Source organism: Cupriavidus sp. 01L45 (assembly GCF_056399885.1).
The window spans coordinates 90,362-114,018 of sequence record NZ_JBFTSG010000056.1 but is presented as its reverse complement, the minus strand read 5'-3'; the positions used below and the strand labels follow the sequence as shown (position 1 = coordinate 114,018).

Sequence of the window (23,657 nt, the reverse complement as noted above, 5' to 3'; positions counted from 1 at the left end):
GGATTCCTCGGCCGCAAGAGTGATGGCGAGCCTGGCGTGAAGACGATTTGGCTGGGGCTGAAAGAAGTTCATGTCGCGGCGAAGACACTGCGAGGCTTACGAGCCGTCGATGATGGGGACAATTGTGTATAACCACATGACCCTTACCCCCAACCAGAATCTGGTTCTTTATCCCACATTCAATATGAAAATATCCGGATAGGGATCGATTTTATTTCTTTCAATTTTTATAAAAAATCGCCAACCAGCAAATCCGAATCTGAAACTGGTGGGGCCCCATGCCGGACATCTTCCATAAAATCCCGGCGCCGATTCTGGTATGTTGCGGCATGTGCGCCCCTACGTGTATTTATAGCTTGTTTTTGAAATAATTACTGTCCGCAAGCGTACCAATTTGCAAAATCATATCGCCCTGGATTCCTGCCAAAAATCCGCCATCGCCGGTTGGCTCACCTATATTTCAATACACGGCCTTCCAACCCATTGCATGCATCTCGCCGGCAAAGACCACATGTGACGGATCAACGACCCCGGAAGGCTCAGGGGGGCGTGAGGCAGGCATTCGAAGGGCGTGACGCGTTCCGGCGCTGCCAAGAGAAGCACTCTGGCCGGGCTGGCGACGCAATCATGGCTCCGGTTCGGGCAAGAGAAGGATCATGGGAAACGCTGGCGGTAACTTGTGGACGCGATTCTGGGAAATCGCGAAACCTTACTGGTTCTCGCGGGAAAGATGGAAGGCCAGGCTGTTCCTTTTCCTGTTGGTCCTGCTGCTTCTTGGCCAGACCGGCGTCAATGTGCTGTTCAACGAGCAATCCGGCGAGTTCACGTCGGCGCTGGCGGCGAAGGATGCCGGCAGATTCTGGCACTCCATCCTCTTGTGCGTCTATGTCATGATCGCAGCCGTGCCGGTCTACGCTCTCTACTACTACGTCAGAAATACACTTGGCATCCACTGGCGGCGCTGGCTGACCAGCCACTACCTGGATAAATATTTCAGGAATCACGCTTTCTACAAACTGAACGCCAATACCGAGATAGACAACCCCGACCAGAGAATCTCGGAAGATATCAACACGTTCACAAACCAATCCCTGTATTTTCTATTGCTTGGACTGGGGGCACTGTTACAGCTTTTTGCGTTTAGCGGCGTGCTCTGGTCGATTTCCAAGGAACTGGTCCTGTTTCTTGTCCTCTATGCAATCGCGGGCACGCTGGTCTCCATCTTCCTGTTCGGGAGAATCCTGATCGGGTTGAACTTCTACCAGTTGAAACGGGAAGCGGATTTCCGCTTCAGCCTGATCCGGGTACGCGAGAACGCCGAATCGATTACCTTTCATCGCGGCGAGGCACTTGAGTCCCTTCACGTGCGGGACCGTTTCGATCACGTCTTCGCGAATTTCAGCAAGCTCATCCGATGGCAACTGAACCTCAATCTGTTTCAGTATGCCTATGCATTCCTGACCATCATGCTGCCGAGTGCCATCGTGGCTTCGCGCGTGCTCTCGGGCGAGCTCGAAGTCGGCCGGGCCATCCAGGCAGCCGGCGCCTTTGCCGCGATACTGGCCGCGCTCACCGTCATCGTCGATAACTTTGAAAGCCTGAGCCGATTTGCCGCCGGACTCGACCGGCTGAGCACTTTCTCAGGTTCGCTGAAGGAAGCACCGGCGACGCCCAGGCAAGCCGGGGACCGGATCGAAGCCACGCGCGACTCGCGCCTGGCGCTCGAGCATGTCACCTTGCAAACGCCAAATTACGAGCGGACCCTCGTCAGGGATCTCACCGTATCGATCAACCCCGGACAGGGATTGCTGATCGTGGGTGCGAGCGGAGGCGGCAAGAGTTCGCTGATGCGTGCGATAGCGGGGCTGTGGAACTGCGGCACCGGACGCATCGCAAGGCCGGAACTTGAGCAGATGCTGTTCCTGCCGCAGCATCCCTACATGGTGCTGGGAAGCCTGCGCAGCCAACTGCTGTACCCCAATCTCGATGACCGGAAGATATCCGACGAGGAACTCCTGCAACTGCTTGACGCGGTAAACCTGCCGGACTTCGTGGAACGATTTGGCGGGCTGGATGCGGTTCTGGACTGGGGGAAGGTTCTCTCCGTGGGGGAACAACAGCGTCTTACCTTTGCCCGCGTGCTGCTTGCGAAACCACGCTATGCGATGCTGGATGAGGCCACCAGCGCCCTGGACATTGGCAATGAAGAACGTCTTTATTTCCAGTTATCCACCGCCCCGACGACACTGGTCAGCGTCAGCCACCGGCCCACGCTCCTCAAGTACCACCAACAGGTGCTGGAGCTGAAGGGAAACGGCGATTGGGAACTCCACCGCTCCCGGAGCTACCGCTTCAGCTGGTAACTCCGGGGGGCGGTCCGGCAGCTCTCCTCTGCCAGGACGGGGCGCCTACGGCTGCTTCCTGGATTCCTCCTTCGCGTCACCATACAAAGCCTGCGTGGAGCCGACTATCTGTTCTATCTTGCCGGCCAGCTCGGTCTTCTTGTTACCCGTTCCTTTGCCAAATATTGCCTTCATCTTCCCCTTTGCCTGTTCGATGCGACCCTTCACTTGATCTGAGTTCATGATCTTGCTCCTTGAAGACGGCGAATGGCCGGCCAGCGCTACGCCTGGCGCGTCATCGCGCGAACGACGAGACATCTTTCCAGGACAGTCAGGCTGACACCAATTTGCGGCAGTGTCGGTACGATGCCGGACAGTTGGCGAACGCCGTCGCCTGCCCCGTACCGGCGCAGGGCTCCCCCCTCATCCTTGTCCGGTGCCGGACAGACGCGCACCAGGAACTGGCGCACAAGTAGGCATGCGATCGCGCCGCCAGCACTGGCGAGCCGCCGGCGGGATCATGGAATGTCCAAGGAGACCGATCATGAAACTCACCGCCCGCTATTTCCAGCCAGGGACGGCGTTCGTCCTGCCGTCCATCGCGTTTCTTTCGGCGCTGGCGCTGGCCGGTCCCGCCGGCGCCATCACGGCCACGGATGCCCAGGGTACCTCGCACGTTTTAAAGATTGCGAAGCAAGAGCGCATCGATATGCACATCAGCGACCTGCATGCGAAGCTCCAGATCACCCGCTCCCAGGAACAGCTCTGGCTGAAGGTCGCGCAGGTCATGCGCGACAACGCGAGCAGGATGGATTCGCTGCGTCAGGAGCGGGCTGACGACGTCAAAGGCATGACCGCCCTTGGCGACCTCAAGTCTTATGGCGAGATTGCCGACGCCCATGCCGATGGCATCAGGAAGCTCACGCCCGTGTTCCGGGACCTGTACGACAGCATGTCGGACGTACAGAAGAAGAATGCCGACCTGATCTTCCGGACCAGGGAGCAACATGCTTCGAGGAGGAACTGAATCCCGGAACCGGATGGCAGCCGCGGGCGCAAGCAACGCGGTGCGGTCCGGGCTTCCACCCGAACACAGGAGATCATGATGAACACCTCAACAGCGCGGTCAAGGTGGATGCGCTCTGCGAGCGCGCGGACCGTCGCGGCATTCGGCCTGGCAATGGCCATCGGCGCCGTGTCGACGGCACCGGCCTTCGGCGAAGACCGCGACCACCATCCCAGCCAGCAGAACCATGGCAACCCGCATCCTTCAGCCCATCAGGGACATAACGGCGCGTGGCATGGCAACCAGCGCTACGATCACAATCACTATCGCGGCAACTACTATGACGACCAGCGCTATGGCTACGTCTATGCGCCGCCACCCGTGGCTTATGTACCTCAGCCGGCACCCGGCATCAGCCTGTTCTTTCCTTTGCAGATCCGCTAACCGGCTGATGCACAGGCGGCCTGGCATGTATCCCGCATGCCAGGCTGCAAGCCAAGGGTAAGCCTCGGGCAGCGTCATCCCCCCCCTCCCCCCTGCCGTCCCCCGGCAAGGTTTCCACGCGGCTCCACGCGCACTCCTGGCCGTGCAGCGCCTTCTGCTTCCGATATTGCTGCCCTATATTTATAGAGGCCGTCTGTTGTCGTCCCCGCAGTTCCGCGCGCGGGCAGACAACGCCAATGTGACCGGCAGTCAACCCAAACAGTATTGGGAGGCGAAGCGTGACTTCCGTCCAGGATCCCAAGGCCAACCACCTTCTGGCCGTGCTGCCGGAAGCGGAGTGGCTGCGCCTCGCGCCCCATCTGGTTCTGACCGATCTCCCGCTGGGCCATGTCGTGTACGAGTCGGGCGACCAGATGGCGAATGTGTACTTCCCGACCACGTCGATCGTCTCGCTGCTCTACGTGATGGRGGACGGCGCGTCCGCCGAGATTGCCATCGTCGGCAATGAGGGAATCGTCGGCATTGCCCTGTTCATGGGCGGCGAGACGACGCCGAGCCGGGCCATCGTRCAAAGCGGCGGCCACGGATACCGGCTAAATGCAAAGATCCTGAAACAGGAGTTCACCCGCGGCGGTCCCATACAGCATTTGCTGCTGCGATATACCCAGGCCTTGATCACCCAGATGGCCCAGACCGCCGTTTGCAACCGCCATCACTCCATCGAGCAGCAACTCTGCCGCTGGCTGCTGCTAAGCATCGACCGGCTGCCGTCCAACGAACTGACGATGACGCAGGAACTGATTTCGAACATGCTGGGCGTGCGGCGCTCGGGCGTCACCGAGGCGGCCTTGAAACTGCAGAACGCCGGCCTGATTCGATACAGCCATGGCCATATTGCGGTGCTCGACCGGCCAGCGCTCGAAAAGCATGCCTGCGAGTGCTATGCCGTGGTAAAGCGCGAGTTCGACCGCCTGTTGCCCGGTAAACCTGCAACCTGAGAATCCCGGCGGCAAGGCGGTCGCGAAGCGGACCAGGCCGAGCTTTCCCGGCGAGGTGGACATCGCCGGGGCAGTCGCCGCGGCGTCGCGCTGAACGTGGCGGGCCGCGCTTGCGCAAGACCCGCGTTGCCCGGCCCGCGCAGCCCTGCCCTCAATCTTCGCTCGTCCACTCCACCTGCACGCCCAGGCTGCGCAGGTTCTCGACAAAGCGGGGATGGGCCCGGCGGATCGGCGCCGCGTTGCGGATCTCGGACCGGCCGTCGATGCTGGCGGCCACCATGAACAGCGCGATCGCCACCCGGATGATGTACGGGCTTTCCACCACCGCCGGCGTCAGCGGATTGCCGCCAAAGGTGATGAGCCGGTGCGGGTCGGACGAGAACACATGCGCGCCGAACTTCGACAGCTCGCCGGTCCAGCCCAGCGCGCCGTCGTACACCTTGTTCCAGAACATGGCGTTGCCCTGCGCGCGCACGCCCAGCGCGATAAAGATCGGCAGCAGGTCCACCGGGAAATACGGCCAGGGCGCGGCCTCGACCTTGGTGAGCACGTTGCTGGTGAAGGGCGTCTGCACTTTCAGCGGGCCGGCGCAGGTGGCGCGCGACCAGCCGTCCTCGTGCGTGATCTGCACGCCGAACTTGGCAAAGGTCCGGTCGATCAGCGGGAAATTGCCGGGCGCGCTGTTGCGCACGACAACATCGCCGCCGGTGATGGCGCCCAGCGCCAGGAAGGTCGTGATCTCGTGGAAATCCTCGTCGAAGGTGAACTCCCCGCCACGCAGGGCGTTGCCGCCGTGCACCGTCAGGCGCGAGGTGCCAATGCCTTCGATGCGCGCGCCGATCATCGCCATGAAGCGGCAGAACTCCTGCACATGCGGCTCCGATGCCGCATTGGTCAGCGTGGACGTGCCGCCCGCGGCGGCGGCGCACAGCACGAAGTTCTCCGTCGTGGTGACCGATGCGTAATCCAGCCAGTGGTCGGTGGGTGTCAGCAGGCCGGCACTGCGCACGAGCAGCGAGCCGTCGACACGCTCCACCTCGCCGCCGAAGCGGCGGAAGACGTCGACGTGCGGATCGATCTCGCGCACGCCAAGCGTACAGCCCTTGACGTTGTCCTCCAGCCGGGCAACGCCGAAGCGCGCCAGCAACGGGGGCACCAGCATGATCGAAGAGCGCATTTCCTCGGGCAGCCGATGGCGGGCAGCATCGAAGACGGTTTCGCAATGGTGCAGTTCCAGCGTGCCGGTGGCGTGGTCCATATGCACCTTGCTGCCCAAAGCGCGGAAGATATCGAGGATCTTGCGCACGTCGGTGATATCGGGCACGCCATGCAAGCGCAAAGGCTCATCGGTGAGCAGCGTGGCGCAGAGCACGGGCAGCACTGCATTCTTGTTGGCCGAGGGAGTAATACGGCCGCGGAGCGGCTTGCCGCCGTGCACGATGAGATTGGACATGGGATCAGGTATAGCGGGGCGGACCCGGACATTCCGGGACGAAGCCCAGCATTGTACTTGCTATGCGAATGCCGGAATGACGGGAATGGTGCGGAAACGGGTCTACGGTGCAGGCAAAGGCGCTTGTGGCCCCGCCGACACCACGTCATGCACGAAGCGAAGCTTGTCCACGACAAGCGGCGACAGCGCAAACGGGTAGCCATCCGGCAGCCCCAGGCTCCGGTTCAGGCTGTTGAGCACATAGGTGAGCGGAAACCACCGGTTCATGAGGCTGTCGAAGCTCGCATCCTCGACCGGCGTCTGGTCCGTCAGGGTCGGCTCCCCGGCGCTGCTTGGCTTGAGTGCAAGCCCGCACGCCGCGGCGGTGTCCACGGTATCGACAATGTGCAGGTAATGCGCCCAGGTTTCGGCCCAGTCCTCCCACGGGTGCACGGCCGCGTAGGCGCTGACGTAGGTCTGCTCCCATCCTTGCAGGACACCCAGGCCGTAATGCGCCTGCAGCGCCGCCCCATAGTCGGCCCGCTCATCGCCGAACCGCTCCCGGAACGCTTCCAGCCAGCGCGTGCCGGCAATCAGGCGGTCGAAATAGTAGTGGCCAATCTCGTGACGGAAGTGGCCGAGCAAGGTACGGTAGGGCTCACCCATCCGGGAGCGGGTCATTTCACGATGGGCATCGTCGGCTTCCGCGATGTTCATGGTGATGATGCCCTTGTCGTGCCCCGTCATCACGCGTTTGCCACCGGCATCTTCGAGGAAATCGATCTGCAAGCCATTTTCGGGATCTTCCTCCCGGGACACGACGGGCAATCCCAATGCCACAAGGGTATAGAGCACGCGGCGTTTCGCGGTCTCCAGGCGCGCCCAGTACAGGCGGTTGTTTGGCATCGCGAGATTTGGCGTGGTGCGGGTCAGCTTGCAGGCCTGGCAAAGCGCATCCTCCGAACCAGCGGGGATCATCCAGTTGCACACACCGTGCACCGCATAGTTTTCGCACTGCTTGTAGAGCCGGTCGTCCGCGCCGGCATGCAGGCTCCGCCACACGTTGCCTTCGGCGGGTTCGAAGGCCCTGATCTGCGCGTCCTCGCAGACGTAGCCAAGGAGGGCATTGCAGCGTTCACAGATGACATTCTCGAAGAAGACATGGTTGGAGCAATTGCCGCAGTGATAAGTCTTCATGAACGGTTTGACTCAGTAGGGCACGGCGCAGCCAGGCAGAACCGGGCAACAGGTCACGACGCGATGGGATCGGCCGCCGCCACGCAAGGCGGGTTTTCCTCGTGCCCGCGGATCACGAGCGATACGCCTCGCCTGGCAGCCATCACGGCGCCGATGCTCGCCGCCTCCTCGCGTGTTTCGTACTGAAGAATGGCCGTGGCGGCGCCATCGACCTTCAATGCCCAGCCCCCGCCTGCGGGGAATACTACGAAATCGCGAAACATCTGTTTCTCCGGCTGCGTGCGTTACAGGAAGGGTAGGCAGTGCGCGCCCGTCCGGCAATTGGGCGCCGTCCTACAAGCCCGGTACCGGGAGCCACCCGCGCATTTCGCCGCGATATCATGTGGATCGCAAGCAAGCCATGCCTGACCGGCCAACGCTCAGGTCCGAATGCCCAACGCGTGGAGCGGCAATGCAGATCGAGCAGATTGCGCAGATTGACTGGACGACAATCCGTACCGGCGCGGCCGACGCGCTGCATGACACCCTGGTCGAGGTGACAGGCTGGATGATGCCGCTGGATCCCGCGGAAAAGACTGCCGACTATGCCTTGCTCACCGCCGAGGCGCCATGCTGCGGCGGGTGCGTGCCACGCGATCCGCTGGCCTGCATCGAGGTGTACCTCGCGGCGCCGCTCGCGCGGCAAGAGCGCGCTGTTTGCCTGCGAGGGCGTTTGCTGCGGCTGCGCGACGATCCGGCGGGCTGGCGCTATCAGTTGGTGGAAGCCTCGGCGCTTGCGCCCGCGCCGCAAGCAGGGGTGGCGCCGATCAGCCGGCGCGTGTTCCTGGCGTCCGGCGCGGCGCTCGGGCTTGCCGCCTGCGCGCCGGGACGCTTCGCCGGCTACACCGAAGCGCGCGAGTCATCCGCGGCATCCGCCCCACAAGCGGCTGACGCTGCCGCCAGATGGGCGCCGCCCGCCAACGCGCTGACGATCGACATGCACAGCCACGGCGGCCGCGTGACCGTCTCGCGCGATCCCGCCATCGGCGCGGACCGTCCCTTCCAGCCTCTCGCCGCGCCGATGCGCGCCGGCGGCATGAACGTGATCTGCCTGGCGATCGTGACCGACACCACCGTCACGCGCGTGTCCGCGGACCGCTCGCGCTTCGAAGCGTGGCGAGCGCCGGAGGAGGGCGAGCTTTACGCGCTCGGCGTGGCCGAATTCGCGCGCGCGCACCGGCTGATCGAGCGTGAGCAGATGCATGTGGTGATAGACGCGGCGTCCCTGGCCGCCCGTGGCCGCGCCGGGCCGTGCGCGATCATCGCTTCCGAAGGCGCCGATTTTCTTGAAGGCAGACTGGAGCGCGTCGACGAAGCGTACGCGATGCACCAGTTGCGCCACCTGCAGCTGACGCACTACCGCGTCAACGAACTCGGCGATATCCAGACCGAGACGCCGGTGCACGGCGGCCTGACGGATTTTGGCGCGGAGGTGGTGCGGCGCTGCAATGCGCGGGGCATCGTCGTCGACGTCGCGCACGGCACCTATGCGCTGGTGAAGCGCGCCGCGGCGACGTCCACCAGGCCGCTGGTGATCTCGCACTCCGCGCTGGCGACGCGTCCGGGCACGCGCAGCCGGCTGATCACGCCCGACCACGCCCGCGTGATCGCCGGCACCGGCGGCGTGATCGGCGTCTGGCCCAGTTCGGGCACCTTCCGCGACCTGCGCGCAATGGCCGAGGGCATCAAGCGGATGGCCGACGTGGTTGGCGTCGAACATGTCGGCCTGGGCACGGACATGCTCGGCTTTATTTCCCCACCGGTGTTCAGGAGTTACGAGCAATTGCCTTCGCTGGCCGATGCGCTGCTGGCGGCGGGCTTCACGCAAGACGAAATGAACGGGATTCTCGGCGGCAACTACCGGCGGGTATTCGAAGCCTCGGTCGGCTAGGCGCCGCCGCGCAGCCGCCGGTATTCCTCGCGGCCAACATAGCACGCGGCGCCAGCCGCCATCAGCGCCAGTACGTACCAGGTAATGGCATAGCCGAGATGGTTGTTGTTGAAGGTGACCACCGTCAGGCCGCCTTCCGGCCAGACGCGCTTGCTGCCTTCGCCGCCCGGCGCGGCCGCATCCGCGTCGATGAAATACGGCGCCACATTCGAGAGCCCGCGGGCGGCGGCAATGGCGGGCACATCGCGCCCGTACCAGAGGCCGGCCGCCGGGTCGTTGTGGCGCAGGAATCCGTTGCCGGGCTCGCTGAAGCGCAACAGGCCGGTCACCGTGGTCTCTCCGGCCGGGTCGCTCCCGCTGCGTGTGGCGCGATCGCGCTGCTCCGGCGGCACAAAGCCCCGGTTGACCAGCACCACGCTGCCGTCCGCCGCGCGCAGCGGCGTCAGCACCCAGAAGCCGCCACCCAGTTCCGTCACGGCCTGGACCAGGGTCTCGCGGTCATGCAGGAACGTGCCGGTCACTTGCACGCGCCGGTATTCGTCGTCCGTCTTGTTCAGGCGCGGCCACTGACCGGGGCCCGGCGCCGCTGTGGCGGGGGCATGCACCCGCTGGTTCACGCGTTCGATGAGGTCGAGCTTCCAGGCGCGCCGCTGGACTTGCCAGGTGCCAAGCGCAGCCAGCCCGGCAACCGCGATAGCGGCAATCAGGGCCAGCACGATCAGTGCACCGGCGGTTCGTCTGCGAGTTGGGGTCGGGCGGGCTAAATCTTGTTGCGGGAGAGTCAAGGCAGGTTCTTCATATCGTGCATCGGCATCATGTTCTGGTCGAGGTGGAACATCACCCATAGCGAGCCAGTCAGCGCGATGACCACCAGCACGATGGTGAAAATCAGCGCCAGCATGGTCCAACCGCCTTCCGACCTGGCATTCATATGCAGGAAATATATCATGTGCACGACGATCTGCACCGAGGCGCAGGCCAGCACGAGCAGCGCCGTGGTGCTGGACTTGTCGAACACCTTTGCCATCACCAGCCAGAAGGGGATGGCCGTCAGGATCACCGCGAGCACGAAGCCCGTCATGTAGCCCCTGAAGGTGCTGGGGGCGTGGTCGTCGTGGCCATGGTGGTCATGTCCATGGGCATCGAGGGCATTGTCATGCGCGCTCATGGCAGCACTCCCATCAGGTAGACGAAGGTGAATACGCCGATCCAGACCACGTCCAGGAAGTGCCAGAACATGGACAGGCACATCAGCCGGCGCTTGTTTTCCGGAATCAGCCCATGCTGCCCGACCTGCGCCATCAGCGTGATCAGCCAGACGATGCCCACGGTCACGTGCGTGCCGTGCGTGCCCACCAGCGTGAAGAACGAGGACAGGAAAGCGCTGCGCTGCGGCCCCGCTCCCTCGTGGACCAGGTGCGCGAACTCGTAGAGCTCGATGCCGATGAAGGTGGCGCCCAGCAGGCCGGTAATGCCGAGCCAGATCAGCGTCGTGCGCGCCTTGTCCTTCTGCATCTCCAGCACGGCGAAGCCGTAGGTGATCGACGACAGCAGCAGCATGGTGGTGTTGAGGGCGACCAGCGGCAGCTCGAACAGCTCGGCGCCCGTGGGACCGCCGGCATAGCGGCGGCCCAGCACGCCATACACGGCGAACAGGCAGGCAAAGATGAGGCAGTCGCTCATCAGGTACAGCCAGAAGCCGAGCAACGTGCCGTTCTGCGGATGCACCTCGCTCAGTTCATGAAAACGGAGCGCTTCCGCGCGCGTCCGCTCAGGCAGGCTGGTGTCGCCGCTGCCGTAGGGGAGAGAGGTTTCAACCATGGCTGGCAAGCAGGCGCGAGCGCTCTGCCTCGGTGCGGACGACAACGTCGGCCGGGATGTAGTAGTCGCGCTTGTAGTTGAAGGTATGGCCGATTGCCACTGCCAGGGTGGCAACGAACAAGACCACGGCGATCAGCCACATATGCCAGATCATGGCAAAGCCGAACAACGTGCTGAGGCCCGCGATTATGATCCCGGCAGCGGTGTTCTTCGGCATGTGGATCGGTATGAAACCCTGCTGCGGGCGCTGGTATTGCAGGGACTTCATCTGCCACCATGCGTCGTTGTCGTGGATGACCGGCGTAAAGGCGAAGTTATAGGCGGGCGGCGGCGAAGAGGTGGACCACTCCAGCGTGCGGCCGTCCCACGGGTCTCCGGTGGTGTCGCGCAGCGACTCGCGCCGGCGGAAGCTGACCACCAGCTGGATCAGGAAGCTGCCGATGCCGAGCGCGATCAGCAGGGCGCCGAAGGCCGCGAGCTGGAACCAGATCTGCAGGGACGCATCCTCGAAATGGCTCATGCGGCGCGTGATGCCCATCAGGCCGAGCACATAGAGCGGCATGAAGGCAACGTAGAAGCCAACCAGCCAGAACCAGAACGAGCACTTGCCCCAGAAGGGATCGAGCCGGTAGCCGAAGGCCTTGGGGAACCAGTAGGTAATGCCGGCCATCATCCCGAACAGCACGCCGCCGATGATCACGTTATGGAAGTGCGCGATCAGGAAGAGGCTGTTGTGCAGCGAGAAATCGGCGGGCGGCACGGCCAGCAGCACGCCGGTCATGCCCCCTATGACAAAGGTCACCATGAAGCCGATGGTCCAGAGCATCGGCACCTCGAAGCGGATGCGCCCGTGGTACATGGTGAACAGCCAGTTGAACATCTTCGCCCCGGTCGGGATCGAGATGATCATCGTGGTGATGCCGAAAAAGGAATTGACGCTGGCGCCCGATCCCATGGTGAAGAAGTGATGCAGCCAGACGAGATAGGACAGCACCGTGATCACCACCGTGGCGTACACCATCGACGCATAGCCGAAGAGGCGCTTGCCGCAGAAGGTCGACACCACTTCCGAGAAGATGCCGAAGGCGGGCAGGATCAGGATGTACACCTCCGGGTGGCCCCAGATCCAGATCAGGTTGATGTACATCATGGCGTTGCCGCCGAGATCGTTGGTGAAGAAATTGAAGCCCGCGTAGCGGTCCAGCGCCAGCAGGGCCAGCACGGCGGTCAGCACCGGAAAGGCGGCGATGATCAGCACGTTGGTACACAGCGCCGTCCACGTAAAGACCGGCATCTTCATCATGGTCATGCCCGGCGCGCGCATCTTCACGATGGTCACGAGCAGGTTGATGCCCGAGAGCAGCGTCCCCAGCCCCGCGACCTGCAAGCCCCATATGTAGTAATCCACGCCCACATCCGGACTCTGCAGGATGCCGGACAGCGGCGGATAGGCCAGCCAGCCAGTGCGCGCGAACTCGCCCACGAACAGCGACATCATCACCAGCACGGCACCGCCGACGGTCATCCAGAAACTGAAGTTATTGAGGAAGGGGAAGGCCACGTCGCGCGCGCCGATCTGCAACGGCACCACGAAGTTCATAAGCCCGGTGACCAGCGGCATGGCCACGAAGAAGATCATGATCACGCCGTGGGCGGTGAAAATCTGGTCATAGTGGTGCGGCGGCAGGTAGCCCAGCGAATCGCCAAAGGAGACCGACTGCTGCAGGCGCATCATGATCGCGTCGGCAAAGCCCCGCAGCAGCATGACGATGCCAAGCACGACATACATGACGCCGATCTTCTTGTGGTCGATGCTGGTGAACCACTCGTGCCACAGGTACCCCCACACCCGGAAGTACGTCAGCGCGCCGACCAGCGCCAGGCCGCCGGCCGCGACCACCAGGAAGGTCACCAGCAGGATGGGCTCGTGGAAGGGAATCGCTTCCCAGGTCAGGCGGCCAAATATCAGCTTCGCAAGGTCAAGGTGCTCGGGCATGGTGGTCACCAGGGCCGCAGGGGCGTTGTTGCGGGAATCGGGGAGCGGCGGGTCATCGCTGCGACACCCTCGCGGATGCTGCGGCGGGACCATTGCCGATGCCGGCGGGGTCGCCCGCGGTGCAGATGGGGCCGGTTCGTGTTCCGGCCCCGCCCTCGAGCGCGGCCACATCGAAGGACCGCGGCTTGCCCTGCCCGCGGCTCGCGCTCATGGCCATCATGTCCTTGATGCAGGGGCGATTGGCTTCCACGCAGCGGTTCAGGATCGCATCGTACAAGCCTGGCGCCACGCTGGCGTATCGGCGTACCGGCTCCAGCTCGCTGGGCTTTTCCAGCTGCAGGTAGGCGTCGCGCGTCAATACGCCACCTCCGGCCTTGGCCTGCCGGACCCAGCGCTCGAACTCCTCGGTGCTCATGCCATGGAACTTGAAGTACATGCCGGAGAAGCCCGCGCCGCTGTAGTTGGCGGAGAAGCCCTCGTAAACCCCGGTCCGATTGATGACGGCGTGGAGCTGGGTCTCCATGCCCGGCATGGCATAGACCTGTCCCGCCAGCGAGGGGATGAAGAAGGAATTCATCACCGTGGAGGCCGTGATCTTGAAACGGATCGGCTGGTCCACCGGCGCCGCCAGTTCGTTGACCGTGGCGATGCCCAGCTCGGGGTAAAAGAAAAGCCACTTCCAGTCCAGCGCGACCACCTCGACCGTCATTGGCGCCACACCCATGGGCACATCGCGCTGTGCGTCGATGCGGCTCAGCGGCTGGTAGGGGTCCAGCTTGTGGGTGCTGACCCAGGTCAGCGCGCCCAGGGCGATGATGATGAGCAGCGGCGCGGCCCAGATCACCAGTTCCAGCAAGGTGGAATGGTCCCAGTCCGGCTCGTAGACCGCCTCCCGGTTGGCGGCGCGGTAGCGCCACGCGAACAGCAGCGTCAGCGCGATCACCGGCAGGATGATCAGCAGCATCAAGCCGGTTGAAATGATGATTAGATCACGCTGCCTGACCGCAAGGTCGCCGGCCGGGGCCAGCAATACCGCGTTGCAGCCCGCCAACAGCAGGATGGCAGGAAGCAACAGCCACCCTCGCCTTGCGTAGCGGGATGGCACTCTCCGAATGCGAAATTGCATAGCCGTGGAAGTGATCGTTGAAACTACGCCGATGGTCTGGCCGCGGAAACTCAACATTTCCTATGGCACTGTAGTCAAAGAAGTGCCATTCTTAAAGGAGTGACACAAAACGCCACCCCGAACCACGAGAGGGCCTGATGATGTCAAGCGTTACGCACCAGCACGACCCGTCACCATCCCCGGCCCTGACAGAGCGCGAAGCCATGCACCGGGAGGTCGCTCCGGGAGAGATCGCCGCCGGCGTCGTCATCGGACGCGCTTCCGAGTATTTCGACTTCTTCGTGTACGGCATCGCCTCGGTGCTGGTCTTTCCCTCCGTCTTCTTCCCCTTCGTCAGACAGCTGGACGGACTGCTGCTCTCCTTCACCATCTTCTCTTTCGCGTTCATCGCCCGGCCCTTCGGGACGGCGCTGTTCATGGCCATCCAGCACCGCTGGGGGCGCAGCATCAAGCTGACGGCGGCGCTGTTCGTACTGGGCACGGCTACCGCGGGCATGGCGTTCCTGCCTGGCTTCGACACGCTCGGGCGTACGTCCATCGTATTGCTGGCCCTCCTTCGCATCCTGCAGGGCATCGCACTGGGCGGCTCGTGGGACGGGTTGCCTTCGCTGCTGGCGTTGAATGCCCCGCCACACCGCCGGGGCTGGTACTCGATGCTGGGACAGTTGGGCGCGCCAATCGGCTTCCTGATCGCCGGTTCGTTGTTCCTCTTCCTGCGCGTTACCCTGGAGTTCGATGAGTTCCTGGACTGGGGCTGGCGCTATCCGTTCTACGTAGCGTTCGCGATCAACGTGGTTGCCCTGTTCGCGCGCCTGAGGCTGGTGGTGACCCGTGAGTACACCGAGTTGCTGGACGAGGGAGAACTGGAGCCGATCAACCCGGTCGCATTGCTTCGCGCGCAGGGCTACAACCTCTTCATCGGTGCGTTCGCCGCGCTGGCGAGCTATGCGCTGTTCCATCTGGTCACCGTGTTTCCGCTGTCGTGGGTCGCGCTGCACGAGACGCAGGACATCAGCTCCGTGCTCATCGTCCAGATCGCGGGCGCGGGGATCGCCATGGCGGCCACCATCGCATCCGGACTGATCGCGGACCGCATCGGCAGACGCACGACGCTGGCGCTGATGGCGGTGCTGATCGCCATATTCAGCTTGTTCGCGCCCTACCTGATGGACGGCGGCCCGGCCCGGCAAGACATGTTCATCCTGATCGGCTTCGGCTTGCTGGGCTTGTCTTATGGGCAGGCCGCGGGCGCCGTCACGGCGAACTTCGACGCCAGGTTCCGCTATACCGGCGCGGCGCTGACTTCCGATTTCGCGTGGCTGTTCGGGGCGGCATTTGCGCCGCTGGTCGCGCTGGGGTTGTCGGTGGAGTTCGGGCTGGTTGCTGTCAGCGGCTATCTGCTTTCCGGAGCGGTGTGTACATTGCTGGCGCTCTGGTTTAACCGGAAGATGGAGGCGCGCGACTGACTCGGCCGATGGCGCGCTGCATGACCCACCCGAGCACCTGGGAGTTGCCGTTGTCGTAGCGGAACGGGCTCGCGCCATGCTCGCCCGCCGGTTGCGCGCTCATCAGCTCCGCTCGCGGCAAGGCGAGATGGATCAGGCGCCGGAACGCACCCGGAAACCTAGCCCCGGTGACAGCACCGCAGCTTCGCCGTCGCGCAGTTCGACGGCTTCCAGGCTGCCGTTGGCCATGGACTCGGCGGCGAACTCGGCGATATTGCGCAAGCGCGCGGCCGGGATTCCGCAAGCGTTGAGCCGCACTTCAAGCTCCGCGGCATTGCCATCGGCCAGCACGGCAGCCAGCGCATCCTTGAGCGCCGCTGGATCCAGCGATCGCACAAAGGCAGGCAGATCGCTGCTCTCCAGCTGCGGGTTGAACAAGGCGGGGTCTCTGGCGAGATAGCCAAGCCCGAGCGCCTCCAGCAATGCCAGCAGTTGCCTTGGCGTATTCGCGCCGATGGCCAGCCAACCGTCCCGCGTGCGGAAGAAATCGGCCGAGGGGCTGCCCGAGTAGCCCTGGTTCCCCTGCCTGGCAGGCGTGGCGCCGCGCGTGAGCGCGTCGCAGGTCATGGGATACATCAGTTGCATGCCGGCGCTGGCCATGGAGATATCCAGCAGCATGCCGCGCCCGGTGCGCTCGCTCTCGCGCACGCCGGCGAGAATGGCAAAGGCGGCGAGCAACCCCGTGGCGGAATCGATCACCGGGAAGCCGGTCTTGATCGGCGGATCGCCTTCGTTGCCGGCCATGAACGCCATGCCGGTAGCGGCCTGCACCACATGGTCGTAGGCGGGCCGGTCCTTCCAGTCCGGCGCGCCGCGCCCGAAGCCGGAGATGCTGCAGTAGACCACGCGCGGGTTGCGTGCGCGCACCGCCTCGAAGCCCAGGCCGAAGCGCTCGAGCACGCCGGGCCGCAGGTTGTCGACGAAGACATGGCAGGAGGCTGCCAGCTTCAGCGCCTGTTGCCGGCCTTCCTCGCCGGACAGGTCGATGGCAAGCGTGGATTTTCCCGCGTTGAGCGCGACAAATCCCTCGCGGCCCCGGCCGGCGCGGCGCATGACGTCGCCGCCATTGGCGTTTTCGACCTTGGTGACATTGGCACCCAGCTGGGCAAGCAGGAAGGTGGCAAAAGGACCGGCGATGACGTGCGAGAAATCGAGCACGCGGATACCGGCGAGCGGGCTGAACGCATGGGTAGCGGTGTTAGGCATGGCAAGCTCATTCAATGGTGATGTGGTTCTTGTCGATCACCTGCCGCATCCTGGCGGTTTCTTCGGCGATCAGGCGGGAGAAGGCTTCCGGCGTCGGGCTCGGGTCGACCAGAGCGCCCGTCTCGGCGTAGAAGCGGCGCAACTCCGGATCCGCCAGCGCCTTGAGCATGGCGCCGTGCAGGCGCGCCACCAGCGGCTTCGGCAGGTTCGCGGGAGCCCAGATGCCGCTCCAGGCGTCGAGCGTCAGATTGGTGCGGCCGAGCGCTTCATTCAGCGTCGGTACCTGGGGCAGCGTGGGAATCCGGTGCGCCGAGGTCACCGCGAGCGCCCGCACCTTGCCGTTGGCGATCTGCGGCACCGCGGTGGCTGCCACAGGGAAGCCGAACTGCGTATCGCCCTTGATCAGCGAGGGCACGATCTCCACCGACCCCTTGTAGGGAATATGGACCACGTCGATGCCTGCCGCCGACGCGAATGCCGCGCCGGAGATATGCGCGGCGGAGCCCACGCCGCCCGATGCGTAGTTCAGCGAGCCGGGCGAGCGACGCGCGGCGGCCACCAGGTCCGCCACCGTGCGGTACGGAGAATTCGTGCCCACGACAAGCACGGCCGGGCTGATGCCGATGCGGATCACGTGGGTGAATGTTGCAGGGTCGAACTTGACTGCCGGCTGCAGCAGCTTTTGCGCGACATGCGTCGAGGCGCCCAGCAGCATCCTGCCGCGCCTGCAAGTGCGGGAATACACCGTTAGCGGACTGTTCGGCATGCTCTCCCGGGGTGACCTCGACTGCGTGGTGGGGCGGCTTGAAACCGGTCATCCCGAGCAGTGGCAGGAACGCCTGGACATCACGCCGCTGTGGGACGAGCACCTGGCAATCGCATGCGCCCCGGACCATCCGCTGTCCCGGCGCCGCGAGGTAAGCCTGTCGGCATTGCGCGAAAGCCCGTGGATACTGCCGCCGCGCGGCACGCACACCCGGGAGATATTCGAGCAGCCGTTTCTCGACGACGGCCAGCTGCCGCCCGTGCCGCATATCGAATCGATCTCATTCCACAGCAGCTTGTCGATGGTGGCCACGAGTGATTTCCTGGCCGTTGCGCCGGACAGCGCCGTACGGCACTACAGCGCGATGTCGATGGTGCGCAAGGTACGGCTGCGCACGCCTTTCGCCTCCGGGCGGATGGTGTTCATCACCCAGCGGGATACGGCGTCACCAGCCGTTACGCTGATTGCCACAGCCCTGCGGGACGCGGGAAATCCATAGCGCAGGAATCCCGCGTCAAACGGCAAGGCAGCGTTGACCGCACCGATCGCCCGGCACCCGGCTTCCGACCGGATATCATATGGCCACCAGACAAAGCGCTCCAGACTGACTCACGATCGGGCTCGAGCAAGCAGCTTCACCTTGCGATGCCACCCATGACCACCTCCGATTCCGACACTCCCGACACTCCCGACACCCCCGCGCGCCCAGCCATCCGTTCCCTGACCCAGCTTGAAGGGCGCGTGCTGGCCGTACTTGTCGAGAAGCAGCACACGGTGCCGGACACCTACCCGCTGTCGCTCAATGCACTGGCCTCGGGCTGCAACCAGAAAACCGCGCGCTCCCCGGTGATGAATGCCAGCGAGGCCGAGATCCTTACCGCCATCGATGGCTTGAAACGCCTGAGCCTGGCGATGGAAGGCAGCAGCAGCCGCGTGCCGCGCTTCGAGCAAAACATGAAGCGCGTGCTGGGCATCCCAAGCCAGTCGGTCGCGCTGCTCACCACGCTGCTGCTGCGGGGTCCGCAGACGGCGGCTGAACTGCGGCTGAACTCCGCGCGCCTGCATGCTTTTGCCGATATCTCGTCGGTCGAAGTATTCCTGGAAGAACTCGCCTCCGCCGAGCCTCCCTTTGCGGTGAAGCTGCCGCGCGCGCCCGGCGGGCGCGAGCATCGCTGGATGCACCTGCTCTGCGGCGAAGTCAGCCTCGACGATATGCCAGAGCGCAGCGCCACCGACGAGTCGGTCCCGCCTTCGGAGTTCGAGGCACTGAAGGCCGAGCAGAAGGAGCTGGCCGAGAAGGTGGCACGGCTGCAGGCGCTGGTTGAGCGCATGGCTGGCGAATTGGGGATATCGCTCGACAAGAACGGCCTATAGCCCAAGGGACCCGGCGTCCGTGACATGAATGCCGGGCTCCGTCCCGCGAATCCGAGACGGACCGGCTTAGCCCAAGACCGCTTTCGCCCGGCGATAGACGTGGACAGGCATCCCGACTGCCAGCCACCCCCATCCGCAAAAACTGACCCAGAAGAAAACCGGATGGCTCTCGGGAGAGATCAGCGTGCCACTACGAGACAGCGCCAGGATTCTGTGCTCGGCGAAGCCGCGCCATACGCAGTAAATAGCAAACGCCGTGACCGGCAGCGCGATCAGCGTCAGCAACACGAACTTGACGCGAAGCCAAAGCCGCTGCGCATCTTCGCTGCTCTCCAGCCACCCGGCAAATACGCCACCAATGGTAAAGCCGATACACGCCAGTACCGCCATTCCAAAGCCGATCGGAAGGCCTATGTAAAGGCCCACCAGGAAAATGGCGGTCCATGATGACTCGATACCCGGACGCAGCGAAAGCAGCAGGCCCAGGGGAATCGCAAGGGCGACGGCCCATTTCAGGCAGAAGAACGCGTACCGCATGCGAAACCTGCTGACAGGCTCGGAAGCCTGGCGGACCGGACTAAGTTGCATCATGTTTTTTGGGCAAGGTGGAACTACGGCATTCAAGCGATGGCAGCCTGGCAGCAGGTCCGCAAGGAATACGGGATCAGGCGTCCTGGCAACCGCCTTTGTGGAGGAAACCAGCGGGAGGCTATCACACGCTTGTGACGCAAGCAGCGCTCGCAGACCTGTATAAACGCCACAACAGTCGACATTGGCTCGGCAAGGACTTGCGGCGTATGATCGTGAATAGCCGCTCCAGATCAACGGCGACGCCGCAAACCAGAACTGCCGCGGCTTCGCCAGGCGCCTCATTGCAGGCACCATATTGGCGCTGCAGCCGGGCACACTACTTGTCACAATAGTGTCGTTTGAAGGCAGCGATAATTTGCAGTCCAAACACGTTGAGGCCGTTGACGATGCGCGTGACGATTCGCACGATTACGATTCCGGGAAGCCAGGGCCGGGCCGCCCTTCACCAGGCCGTTGTGTACGCGACTACGGAGCAGGAGGCCACGCCACTCATGACGAGTGACTGGAGCCAGCGCGAACCGGAAGTCTTCATGGCTGCCCAGACCTGGGCCAGGCGCAATACCTATATCGTATCCAACCCCCGCACCGGCGCGTATTACGGCAGTCCCGCCGCCCGCTAGTCCGGGGCCACGCGGCGCCTCGGCCATGCCGATAATGTATGGACATGGCGCATTGCCCGCAATCTACATTGCCGCATAGGCGGAACGCCCGCCCAGCGTTGCGGTCATGGCCTCGTGCAGCGCCAGCAGCAGGCGGCTGTCTTGGTCGGCCTTGCGGATGACCAGTGAGATCCGCAGCGTAGGCGCGTCGGCACCCAGCCGCACGATCCGCACCGGATAGATCTGGCAGATACCGGGATCCATCAACTGCACCAGCGAGACGCCAAGCCCGGCGCTGACCATGGCGACGATGGCGGGCACGGTGTCAAGTTCCAGGGTGCTGCGCTTATCGGGCATGCGGGCGTGGACATAGCGCGCAGCCATTGCGCCGGTGGCCGTGCCGCGGTCGTAGCGGATCCAGTCATGCCTGCGCAGCAGCGCCTCCGCCGAATCCGGGCGCTCCCCCGGTGGGGCCACCAGCACGATTTCCCGTTGCGTGAGCGGATGCCAGCGCAGGCTGGCCAGGCGGCCTTTCTCGGGCTGGGCCACCACCGCCGCATCGAGTTGGCCAGCCTTGACGGCATCCATCAATCCCGCGCTGCGCCCGCGTATGGGCCGCACCGCCAGGCGCGGGTAACGATCCCTCAAGTAGCGCATGGTGCCGGGCAACAGCACCGGCTGGATCGATTCGATCATCCCCAGGCGCAAGGTGCCTTCGATGGCGACCGACGTGCGTCGCCGCAAGGCATTGAGATGGTGCAGCCCGTCGCGCATCGCTGCCACCACCTCAACGGCCGCCGCGGTCGGGCGCACCTGCAGGCCGGAGCGGTCGAAGAGCGTCTGGCCCACGTACTGCTCCAGCTGCTTCATCTGCATGCTCACGGCGCTGGGGGTGAGATGCATCACCGCCGCGGCCGCGGCGAACGAGCCCTCCTCGATCACCGCCTGGAGGGTGGAGAACGCTTCGAGCTTCATCAAGATTCCTTATGTAAGGCGCGAATTTTCATCACTATTTCTTGGCTCTCGCGCAGCTTAGACTGGTCTCAGGGCACAACGCAAGATCGGCAAGACCGCTGCGATTGCGCCAGCGATACCCATCAAACGGAGACCAAACCCGCCATGACCGCCTTCAGCCCCGCCGCCTGGCATGCCCCGGATGCGCAAAAAGATACCTCGTGGATTCAACGCCTGTCGGCCGATGAGGTGGCCAGTTTCGACACCGCGCTGGCGCATGCCAAGGCCACCGGCAAGGCCTTTCTCGACCTGGCGCAGGAGGACTTTCCACTCAGCCCCGCGGCGCGGGCAGCGCTGGACCGGGCCATCGCCGCCACGCAAGGCCGGTGGGGCATGTGCCTGCTCAAGGGCTTTCCGGTCGACAAGTGGACCGAGGACGACACGCGCCTGGCCTACTGGTGCATGGGCCTGCACATGGGCGTGGCGCGCACGCAGAACCGCGCCAGCGAATTCCTCAATGATGTGCGCGATATCGGCGCGGCCTACAAGACCAGGAACGGGCGCGGCTACAACACCAATGCCGCGCTGGACTTCCACACGGACTCCAGCGACGTGGTTGCCCTGCTGTGCCGCCGGGCGGCCAGGAGCGGCGGGGAGAGCAAGGTGGTCAGCTCGATCGCATTGCGCGACGAGGTACGGCGCAGGCGGCCGGACCTGGAGCCGGTGCTGCGCCAGCGCTTCTACTTCAGCTATCAGGGCGCGCAGGATCCGGCCCAGCCGCCGTATTACGGCTTGTCCATCCTGGGCAACCACCCGGACCATTTTGCGTTCCGCACCAACCGGAAGAATATCGTCGCCGCGCAAGCGGACTTCGACACCGTGCCTCGCCTGACCGGCCCGCAGCAAGACGCGCTGGACCTGCTCGACGAACTGCTGACGGACCCGCAACTCTGCTTCTCGATGTCACTGGAACCCGGCGACATGCAATTGCTGAACAACTACGTGACGGTGCACTCGCGGACCCATTTCGAGGACTACGAGGAGATGGACCGCAAGCGCCATCTGTTGCGGCTGTGGCTGGCCGTGCCGTCGGCGCAGGCCTTGCCCGATGACTGGGCCGAGTATTTTGACGACGTGCGTGCCGGCGCGGTCAGGGGCGGCCTGCGCGGCGCCGCGCGGCCGGAAGCGTTTGCCGTGTTCGAAGCGCGGCAGGCTGCGGCGATGGGCATGCCGTTGCGGGCATGGACGCCCGGCGTGCCGGCGCCAGCATCGGCAATGGCGGACTGATCCTGCCGCCAGGTAGCAAGTAGCAAACACGCCCCACGCGGCGGGCTCGATCCCGCCGACGCACTATAACGACAAGCAAGAGATGGAGACAACATGCAACGACGCGACTTCCTGGCGCTGCTGTCCGCGGCCCTGCTGATCCCGCCCGACCTGAGGGCGGCGACCACCGTGACCAAGCTGCTGGTCGGCGCAACGCCGGGCGGCGGCACCGACATCGTGGCGCGTTCGCTTGCGATGGAACTGGAAAGCCGGCTGGGGCGCACCTTCATCGTCGACAACAAGCCGGGCGCCGCCGGCAATATCGCGGCGGGTGCGGTGGCCAAGGCCGAGCCCGACGGCGGTACGCTGTTGCTGAGCTATACCAGCCATGCGATCAACCCGTCGCTGTTCCAGAAGCTGCCGTTCGACACGCTCAAGGATTTCACGCCCATCAGCCTGATCGCCAGCTCTCCGCTGATCCTGGTCGCCCGGCCCTCGCTCAAGGCCGGCAACCTGCGCGACGTGATCGCACTGGCCAAGGCGCAGCCCGGCCACCTGAGCCTGGCGGTGGCGGGCGTGGGCAGCGCCAACCATCTCGCGGGCGAGATGCTGAAAGCCGAAGCCGGAGTCGATATCGTCAGCGTGCCGTACAAGGGCGCGGGGCCGGCCGTGGCCGATGTGGTCGGCGGCCAGGCAGACCTGCTGCTCGGCAATGTCGCCACCGTTCAGCCCTTGCTGAGCGCGGGCAAGCTCAAGGCCATCGCCGTCAGCACGCCGCAACGGCTGCAGGCGTTCCCCGATGTGGCGCCGATCGCCGAAGTGGTGCCCGGCTTCGATTACAGTTCATGGTATGGCCTGTTCGGCCCGGCCAATATGCCGCCCGACCTGGTCCGGCAAATCGAGAAGGCTGCGCGCGCGGCGGTCGCGTCGCCAGCCATGCGCCAGCGCTTGCTCAAGGAGGGACTGGTTCCGGTGGGGAGCAGCGCGCAGGATTTCGCGCAGTTCGTGCGCAAGGAGATCGACCGCTGGGCCAAGGTAGTCGCCGTGACCCATACCAAGGTTGCCTGACAATGTCGCCTGGAGCTGCAGCCTGATGACGTTGCC

At 64.2% G+C, this 23,657-nt stretch carries 25 protein-coding genes; 12 read left to right on the top strand and 13 right to left on the bottom strand.

Annotated features, from left to right (window positions below; genetic code table 11):
• Positions 1–132, top strand: a 132-nt coding sequence (locus AC1DT6_RS31320; RefSeq protein ID WP_477115193.1) for an IS4 family transposase, incomplete at its 5' end; no start/stop codon positions are given.
• Between the two features lie 524 nt (positions 133–656).
• On the top strand, positions 657–2,363 hold the full coding sequence (locus tag AC1DT6_RS31315) for an ABC transporter ATP-binding protein/permease (protein WP_441625927.1): 1,707 nt from the start codon (positions 657–659) through the stop codon (positions 2,361–2,363).
• Positions 2,364–2,408: 45 nt separating this feature from the next.
• Here the strand turns inward: AC1DT6_RS31315 and AC1DT6_RS31310 are convergent, their stop codons facing one another.
• The gene (locus AC1DT6_RS31310) at positions 2,409–2,585 is read right to left on the bottom strand and encodes a CsbD family protein (protein ID WP_441625925.1); all 177 of its coding nucleotides are present in this window, start codon (positions 2,583–2,585) and stop codon (positions 2,409–2,411) included.
• Positions 2,586–2,886: 301 nt separating this feature from the next.
• Between AC1DT6_RS31310 and AC1DT6_RS31305 the strand changes: the two genes are divergently transcribed.
• From AC1DT6_RS31305 to AC1DT6_RS31295, 3 genes are all read left to right on the top strand, one after another.
• The gene (locus AC1DT6_RS31305; protein WP_441625923.1) at positions 2,887–3,369 is read left to right on the top strand and encodes a Spy/CpxP family protein refolding chaperone; all 483 of its coding nucleotides are present in this window, start codon (positions 2,887–2,889) and stop codon (positions 3,367–3,369) included.
• A gap of 78 nt (positions 3,370–3,447) precedes the next feature.
• The gene (locus tag AC1DT6_RS31300) at positions 3,448–3,792 is read left to right on the top strand and encodes a hypothetical protein (protein WP_441625921.1); all 345 of its coding nucleotides are present in this window, start codon (positions 3,448–3,450) and stop codon (positions 3,790–3,792) included.
• 278 nt (positions 3,793–4,070) lie between these two features.
• Positions 4,071–4,790 (top strand): Crp/Fnr family transcriptional regulator, encoded by a 720-nt coding sequence (locus AC1DT6_RS31295; protein ID WP_477115192.1) that lies wholly within the window; start codon positions 4,071–4,073, stop codon positions 4,788–4,790.
• Positions 4,791–4,941: 151 nt separating this feature from the next.
• On the opposite strand, the gene AC1DT6_RS31290 is transcribed toward AC1DT6_RS31295, so the two are convergent.
• From AC1DT6_RS31290 to AC1DT6_RS31280, 3 genes are all read right to left on the bottom strand, one after another.
• Positions 4,942–6,243 carry a UDP-N-acetylglucosamine 1-carboxyvinyltransferase gene (locus tag AC1DT6_RS31290; RefSeq protein WP_441625917.1) on the bottom strand — a complete coding sequence of 434 codons (1,302 nt, stop codon included), beginning with the start codon at positions 6,241–6,243 and terminating at the stop codon, positions 4,942–4,944.
• A 102-nt stretch (positions 6,244–6,345) separates the two neighbouring features.
• Positions 6,346–7,419, bottom strand: coding sequence for a zinc-binding metallopeptidase family protein (locus AC1DT6_RS31285; RefSeq protein WP_477111126.1), 1,074 nt, complete (start codon positions 7,417–7,419; stop codon positions 6,346–6,348).
• A gap of 53 nt (positions 7,420–7,472) precedes the next feature.
• Positions 7,473–7,682, bottom strand: a complete 210-nt coding sequence (locus tag AC1DT6_RS31280) for a DUF2188 domain-containing protein (RefSeq protein ID WP_441625913.1) — start codon at positions 7,680–7,682, stop codon at positions 7,473–7,475.
• Between the two features lie 188 nt (positions 7,683–7,870).
• Here AC1DT6_RS31280 and AC1DT6_RS31275 point away from each other — a divergent pair, with 188 nt between their 5' ends.
• A complete protein-coding gene (locus tag AC1DT6_RS31275) occupies positions 7,871–9,349 on the top strand; it encodes a dipeptidase (RefSeq protein WP_441625911.1) in 1,479 nt (492 codons plus the stop codon).
• Here AC1DT6_RS31275 and AC1DT6_RS31270 read toward each other — a convergent pair.
• The 5 genes from AC1DT6_RS31270 to cyoA all read right to left on the bottom strand — a co-directional run bounded on the left by AC1DT6_RS31270 (position 9,346) and on the right by cyoA (position 14,292).
• Positions 9,346–10,065, bottom strand: a complete 720-nt coding sequence (locus AC1DT6_RS31270) for an SURF1 family protein (RefSeq protein WP_441625909.1) — start codon at positions 10,063–10,065, stop codon at positions 9,346–9,348. The two genes, AC1DT6_RS31275 and AC1DT6_RS31270, sit on opposite strands and share 4 nt — an antisense overlap.
• A gap of 65 nt (positions 10,066–10,130) precedes the next feature.
• Positions 10,131–10,517, bottom strand: coding sequence for a cytochrome o ubiquinol oxidase subunit IV (gene cyoD / locus AC1DT6_RS31265; RefSeq protein WP_441625907.1), 387 nt, complete (start codon positions 10,515–10,517; stop codon positions 10,131–10,133).
• Positions 10,514–11,170: a cytochrome o ubiquinol oxidase subunit III gene (cyoC, locus tag AC1DT6_RS31260; protein WP_441625905.1), complete on the bottom strand. Its 657-nt coding sequence runs from the start codon at positions 11,168–11,170 to the stop codon at positions 10,514–10,516. Before cyoC ends, cyoD begins: the two co-directional genes overlap by 4 nt.
• Positions 11,163–13,166, bottom strand: coding sequence for a cytochrome o ubiquinol oxidase subunit I (cyoB, locus tag AC1DT6_RS31255; protein WP_477111125.1), 2,004 nt, complete (start codon positions 13,164–13,166; stop codon positions 11,163–11,165). The genes cyoC and cyoB overlap by 8 nt, the downstream gene beginning before the upstream one ends.
• Before the next feature lie 52 nt (positions 13,167–13,218).
• The gene (gene cyoA, locus AC1DT6_RS31250) at positions 13,219–14,292 is read right to left on the bottom strand and encodes a ubiquinol oxidase subunit II (RefSeq protein ID WP_441625901.1); all 1,074 of its coding nucleotides are present in this window, start codon (positions 14,290–14,292) and stop codon (positions 13,219–13,221) included.
• Between the two features lie 140 nt (positions 14,293–14,432).
• Here cyoA and AC1DT6_RS31245 point away from each other — a divergent pair, with 140 nt between their 5' ends.
• A complete protein-coding gene (locus AC1DT6_RS31245; protein ID WP_441626076.1) occupies positions 14,433–15,758 on the top strand; it encodes an MFS transporter in 1,326 nt (441 codons plus the stop codon).
• 132 nt (positions 15,759–15,890) lie between these two features.
• Here AC1DT6_RS31245 and AC1DT6_RS31240 read toward each other — a convergent pair whose 3' ends face one another.
• Together AC1DT6_RS31240 and AC1DT6_RS31235 are read right to left on the bottom strand one after the other, a co-directional pair.
• Positions 15,891–17,003 (bottom strand): CoA transferase, encoded by a 1,113-nt coding sequence (locus AC1DT6_RS31240; protein ID WP_441625899.1) that lies wholly within the window; start codon positions 17,001–17,003, stop codon positions 15,891–15,893.
• 7 nt (positions 17,004–17,010) lie between these two features.
• Positions 17,011–17,718, bottom strand: a complete 708-nt coding sequence (locus AC1DT6_RS31235; RefSeq protein WP_441625897.1) for a Bug family tripartite tricarboxylate transporter substrate binding protein — start codon at positions 17,716–17,718, stop codon at positions 17,011–17,013.
• Between the two features lie 49 nt (positions 17,719–17,767).
• Here AC1DT6_RS31235 and AC1DT6_RS31230 point away from each other — a divergent pair, with 49 nt between their 5' ends.
• Complete coding sequence (locus AC1DT6_RS31230) at positions 17,768–18,268, top strand: LysR substrate-binding domain-containing protein (RefSeq protein ID WP_441625895.1); 501 nt, start codon at positions 17,768–17,770, stop codon at positions 18,266–18,268.
• A 155-nt stretch (positions 18,269–18,423) separates the two neighbouring features.
• On the top strand, positions 18,424–19,143 hold the full coding sequence (locus tag AC1DT6_RS31225) for a YceH family protein (RefSeq protein WP_441625893.1): 720 nt from the start codon (positions 18,424–18,426) through the stop codon (positions 19,141–19,143).
• Positions 19,144–19,209: 66 nt separating this feature from the next.
• On the opposite strand, the gene AC1DT6_RS31220 is transcribed toward AC1DT6_RS31225, so the two are convergent.
• Complete coding sequence (locus tag AC1DT6_RS31220; protein WP_441625891.1) at positions 19,210–19,680, bottom strand: hypothetical protein; 471 nt, start codon at positions 19,678–19,680, stop codon at positions 19,210–19,212.
• Positions 19,681–20,225: 545 nt separating this feature from the next.
• Between AC1DT6_RS31220 and AC1DT6_RS31215 the strand changes: the two genes are divergently transcribed.
• Positions 20,226–20,354 carry a hypothetical protein gene (locus tag AC1DT6_RS31215; protein ID WP_255350714.1) on the top strand — a complete coding sequence of 43 codons (129 nt, stop codon included), beginning with the start codon at positions 20,226–20,228 and terminating at the stop codon, positions 20,352–20,354.
• A 63-nt stretch (positions 20,355–20,417) separates the two neighbouring features.
• Here AC1DT6_RS31215 and AC1DT6_RS31210 read toward each other — a convergent pair whose 3' ends face one another.
• Positions 20,418–21,308, bottom strand: a complete 891-nt coding sequence (locus AC1DT6_RS31210) for a LysR family transcriptional regulator (RefSeq protein WP_441625889.1) — start codon at positions 21,306–21,308, stop codon at positions 20,418–20,420.
• A 144-nt stretch (positions 21,309–21,452) separates the two neighbouring features.
• On the opposite strand from AC1DT6_RS31210, the gene AC1DT6_RS31205 reads away from it, so the two are divergent.
• Positions 21,453–22,574 (top strand): TauD/TfdA family dioxygenase, encoded by a 1,122-nt coding sequence (locus AC1DT6_RS31205; RefSeq protein WP_441625887.1) that lies wholly within the window; start codon positions 21,453–21,455, stop codon positions 22,572–22,574.
• Positions 22,575–22,667: 93 nt separating this feature from the next.
• A complete protein-coding gene (locus AC1DT6_RS31200; protein ID WP_441625885.1) occupies positions 22,668–23,621 on the top strand; it encodes a tripartite tricarboxylate transporter substrate binding protein in 954 nt (317 codons plus the stop codon).
• Positions 23,622–23,657 lie beyond the last annotated feature (36 nt).

Excerpts from the sequence above, each read along its gene's own strand:
- AC1DT6_RS31305 (WP_441625923.1), top strand. The coding sequence starts at position 2,887 with ATGAAACTCACCGCCCGCTATTTCCAGCCAGGGACGGCGTTCGTCCTG.
- cyoB (WP_477111125.1), bottom strand. The coding sequence starts at position 13,166 with ATGCCCGAGCACCTTGACCTTGCGAAGCTGATATTTGGCCGCCTGACC.
- AC1DT6_RS31235 (WP_441625897.1), bottom strand. The coding sequence starts at position 17,718 with ATGCTGCTGGGCGCCTCGACGCATGTCGCGCAAAAGCTGCTGCAGCCG.
- AC1DT6_RS31215 (WP_255350714.1), top strand. The coding sequence starts at position 20,226 with ATGACGAGTGACTGGAGCCAGCGCGAACCGGAAGTCTTCATGGCTGCC.
- AC1DT6_RS31220 (WP_441625891.1), bottom strand. The coding sequence starts at position 19,680 with ATGCGGTACGCGTTCTTCTGCCTGAAATGGGCCGTCGCCCTTGCGATT.
- AC1DT6_RS31285 (WP_477111126.1), bottom strand. The coding sequence starts at position 7,419 with ATGAAGACTTATCACTGCGGCAATTGCTCCAACCATGTCTTCTTCGAG.
- AC1DT6_RS31245 (WP_441626076.1), top strand. The coding sequence starts at position 14,433 with ATGTCAAGCGTTACGCACCAGCACGACCCGTCACCATCCCCGGCCCTG.
- AC1DT6_RS31200 (WP_441625885.1), top strand. The coding sequence starts at position 22,668 with ATGCAACGACGCGACTTCCTGGCGCTGCTGTCCGCGGCCCTGCTGATC.
- AC1DT6_RS31210 (WP_441625889.1), bottom strand. The coding sequence starts at position 21,308 with ATGAAGCTCGAAGCGTTCTCCACCCTCCAGGCGGTGATCGAGGAGGGC.
- cyoD (WP_441625907.1), bottom strand. The coding sequence starts at position 10,517 with ATGAGCGCGCATGACAATGCCCTCGATGCCCATGGACATGACCACCAT.
- AC1DT6_RS31230 (WP_441625895.1), top strand. The coding sequence starts at position 17,768 with ATGCTCTCCCGGGGTGACCTCGACTGCGTGGTGGGGCGGCTTGAAACC.
- AC1DT6_RS31310 (WP_441625925.1), bottom strand. The coding sequence starts at position 2,585 with ATGAACTCAGATCAAGTGAAGGGTCGCATCGAACAGGCAAAGGGGAAG.
- AC1DT6_RS31275 (WP_441625911.1), top strand. The coding sequence starts at position 7,871 with ATGCAGATCGAGCAGATTGCGCAGATTGACTGGACGACAATCCGTACC.
- AC1DT6_RS31290 (WP_441625917.1), bottom strand. The coding sequence starts at position 6,243 with ATGTCCAATCTCATCGTGCACGGCGGCAAGCCGCTCCGCGGCCGTATT.
- AC1DT6_RS31280 (WP_441625913.1), bottom strand. The coding sequence starts at position 7,682 with ATGTTTCGCGATTTCGTAGTATTCCCCGCAGGCGGGGGCTGGGCATTG.
- cyoA (WP_441625901.1), bottom strand. The coding sequence starts at position 14,292 with ATGCAATTTCGCATTCGGAGAGTGCCATCCCGCTACGCAAGGCGAGGG.
- AC1DT6_RS31205 (WP_441625887.1), top strand. The coding sequence starts at position 21,453 with ATGACCGCCTTCAGCCCCGCCGCCTGGCATGCCCCGGATGCGCAAAAA.
- AC1DT6_RS31240 (WP_441625899.1), bottom strand. The coding sequence starts at position 17,003 with ATGCCTAACACCGCTACCCATGCGTTCAGCCCGCTCGCCGGTATCCGC.
- AC1DT6_RS31300 (WP_441625921.1), top strand. The coding sequence starts at position 3,448 with ATGAACACCTCAACAGCGCGGTCAAGGTGGATGCGCTCTGCGAGCGCG.
- AC1DT6_RS31225 (WP_441625893.1), top strand. The coding sequence starts at position 18,424 with ATGACCACCTCCGATTCCGACACTCCCGACACTCCCGACACCCCCGCG.
- cyoC (WP_441625905.1), bottom strand. The coding sequence starts at position 11,170 with ATGGTTGAAACCTCTCTCCCCTACGGCAGCGGCGACACCAGCCTGCCT.
- AC1DT6_RS31315 (WP_441625927.1), top strand. The coding sequence starts at position 657 with ATGGGAAACGCTGGCGGTAACTTGTGGACGCGATTCTGGGAAATCGCG.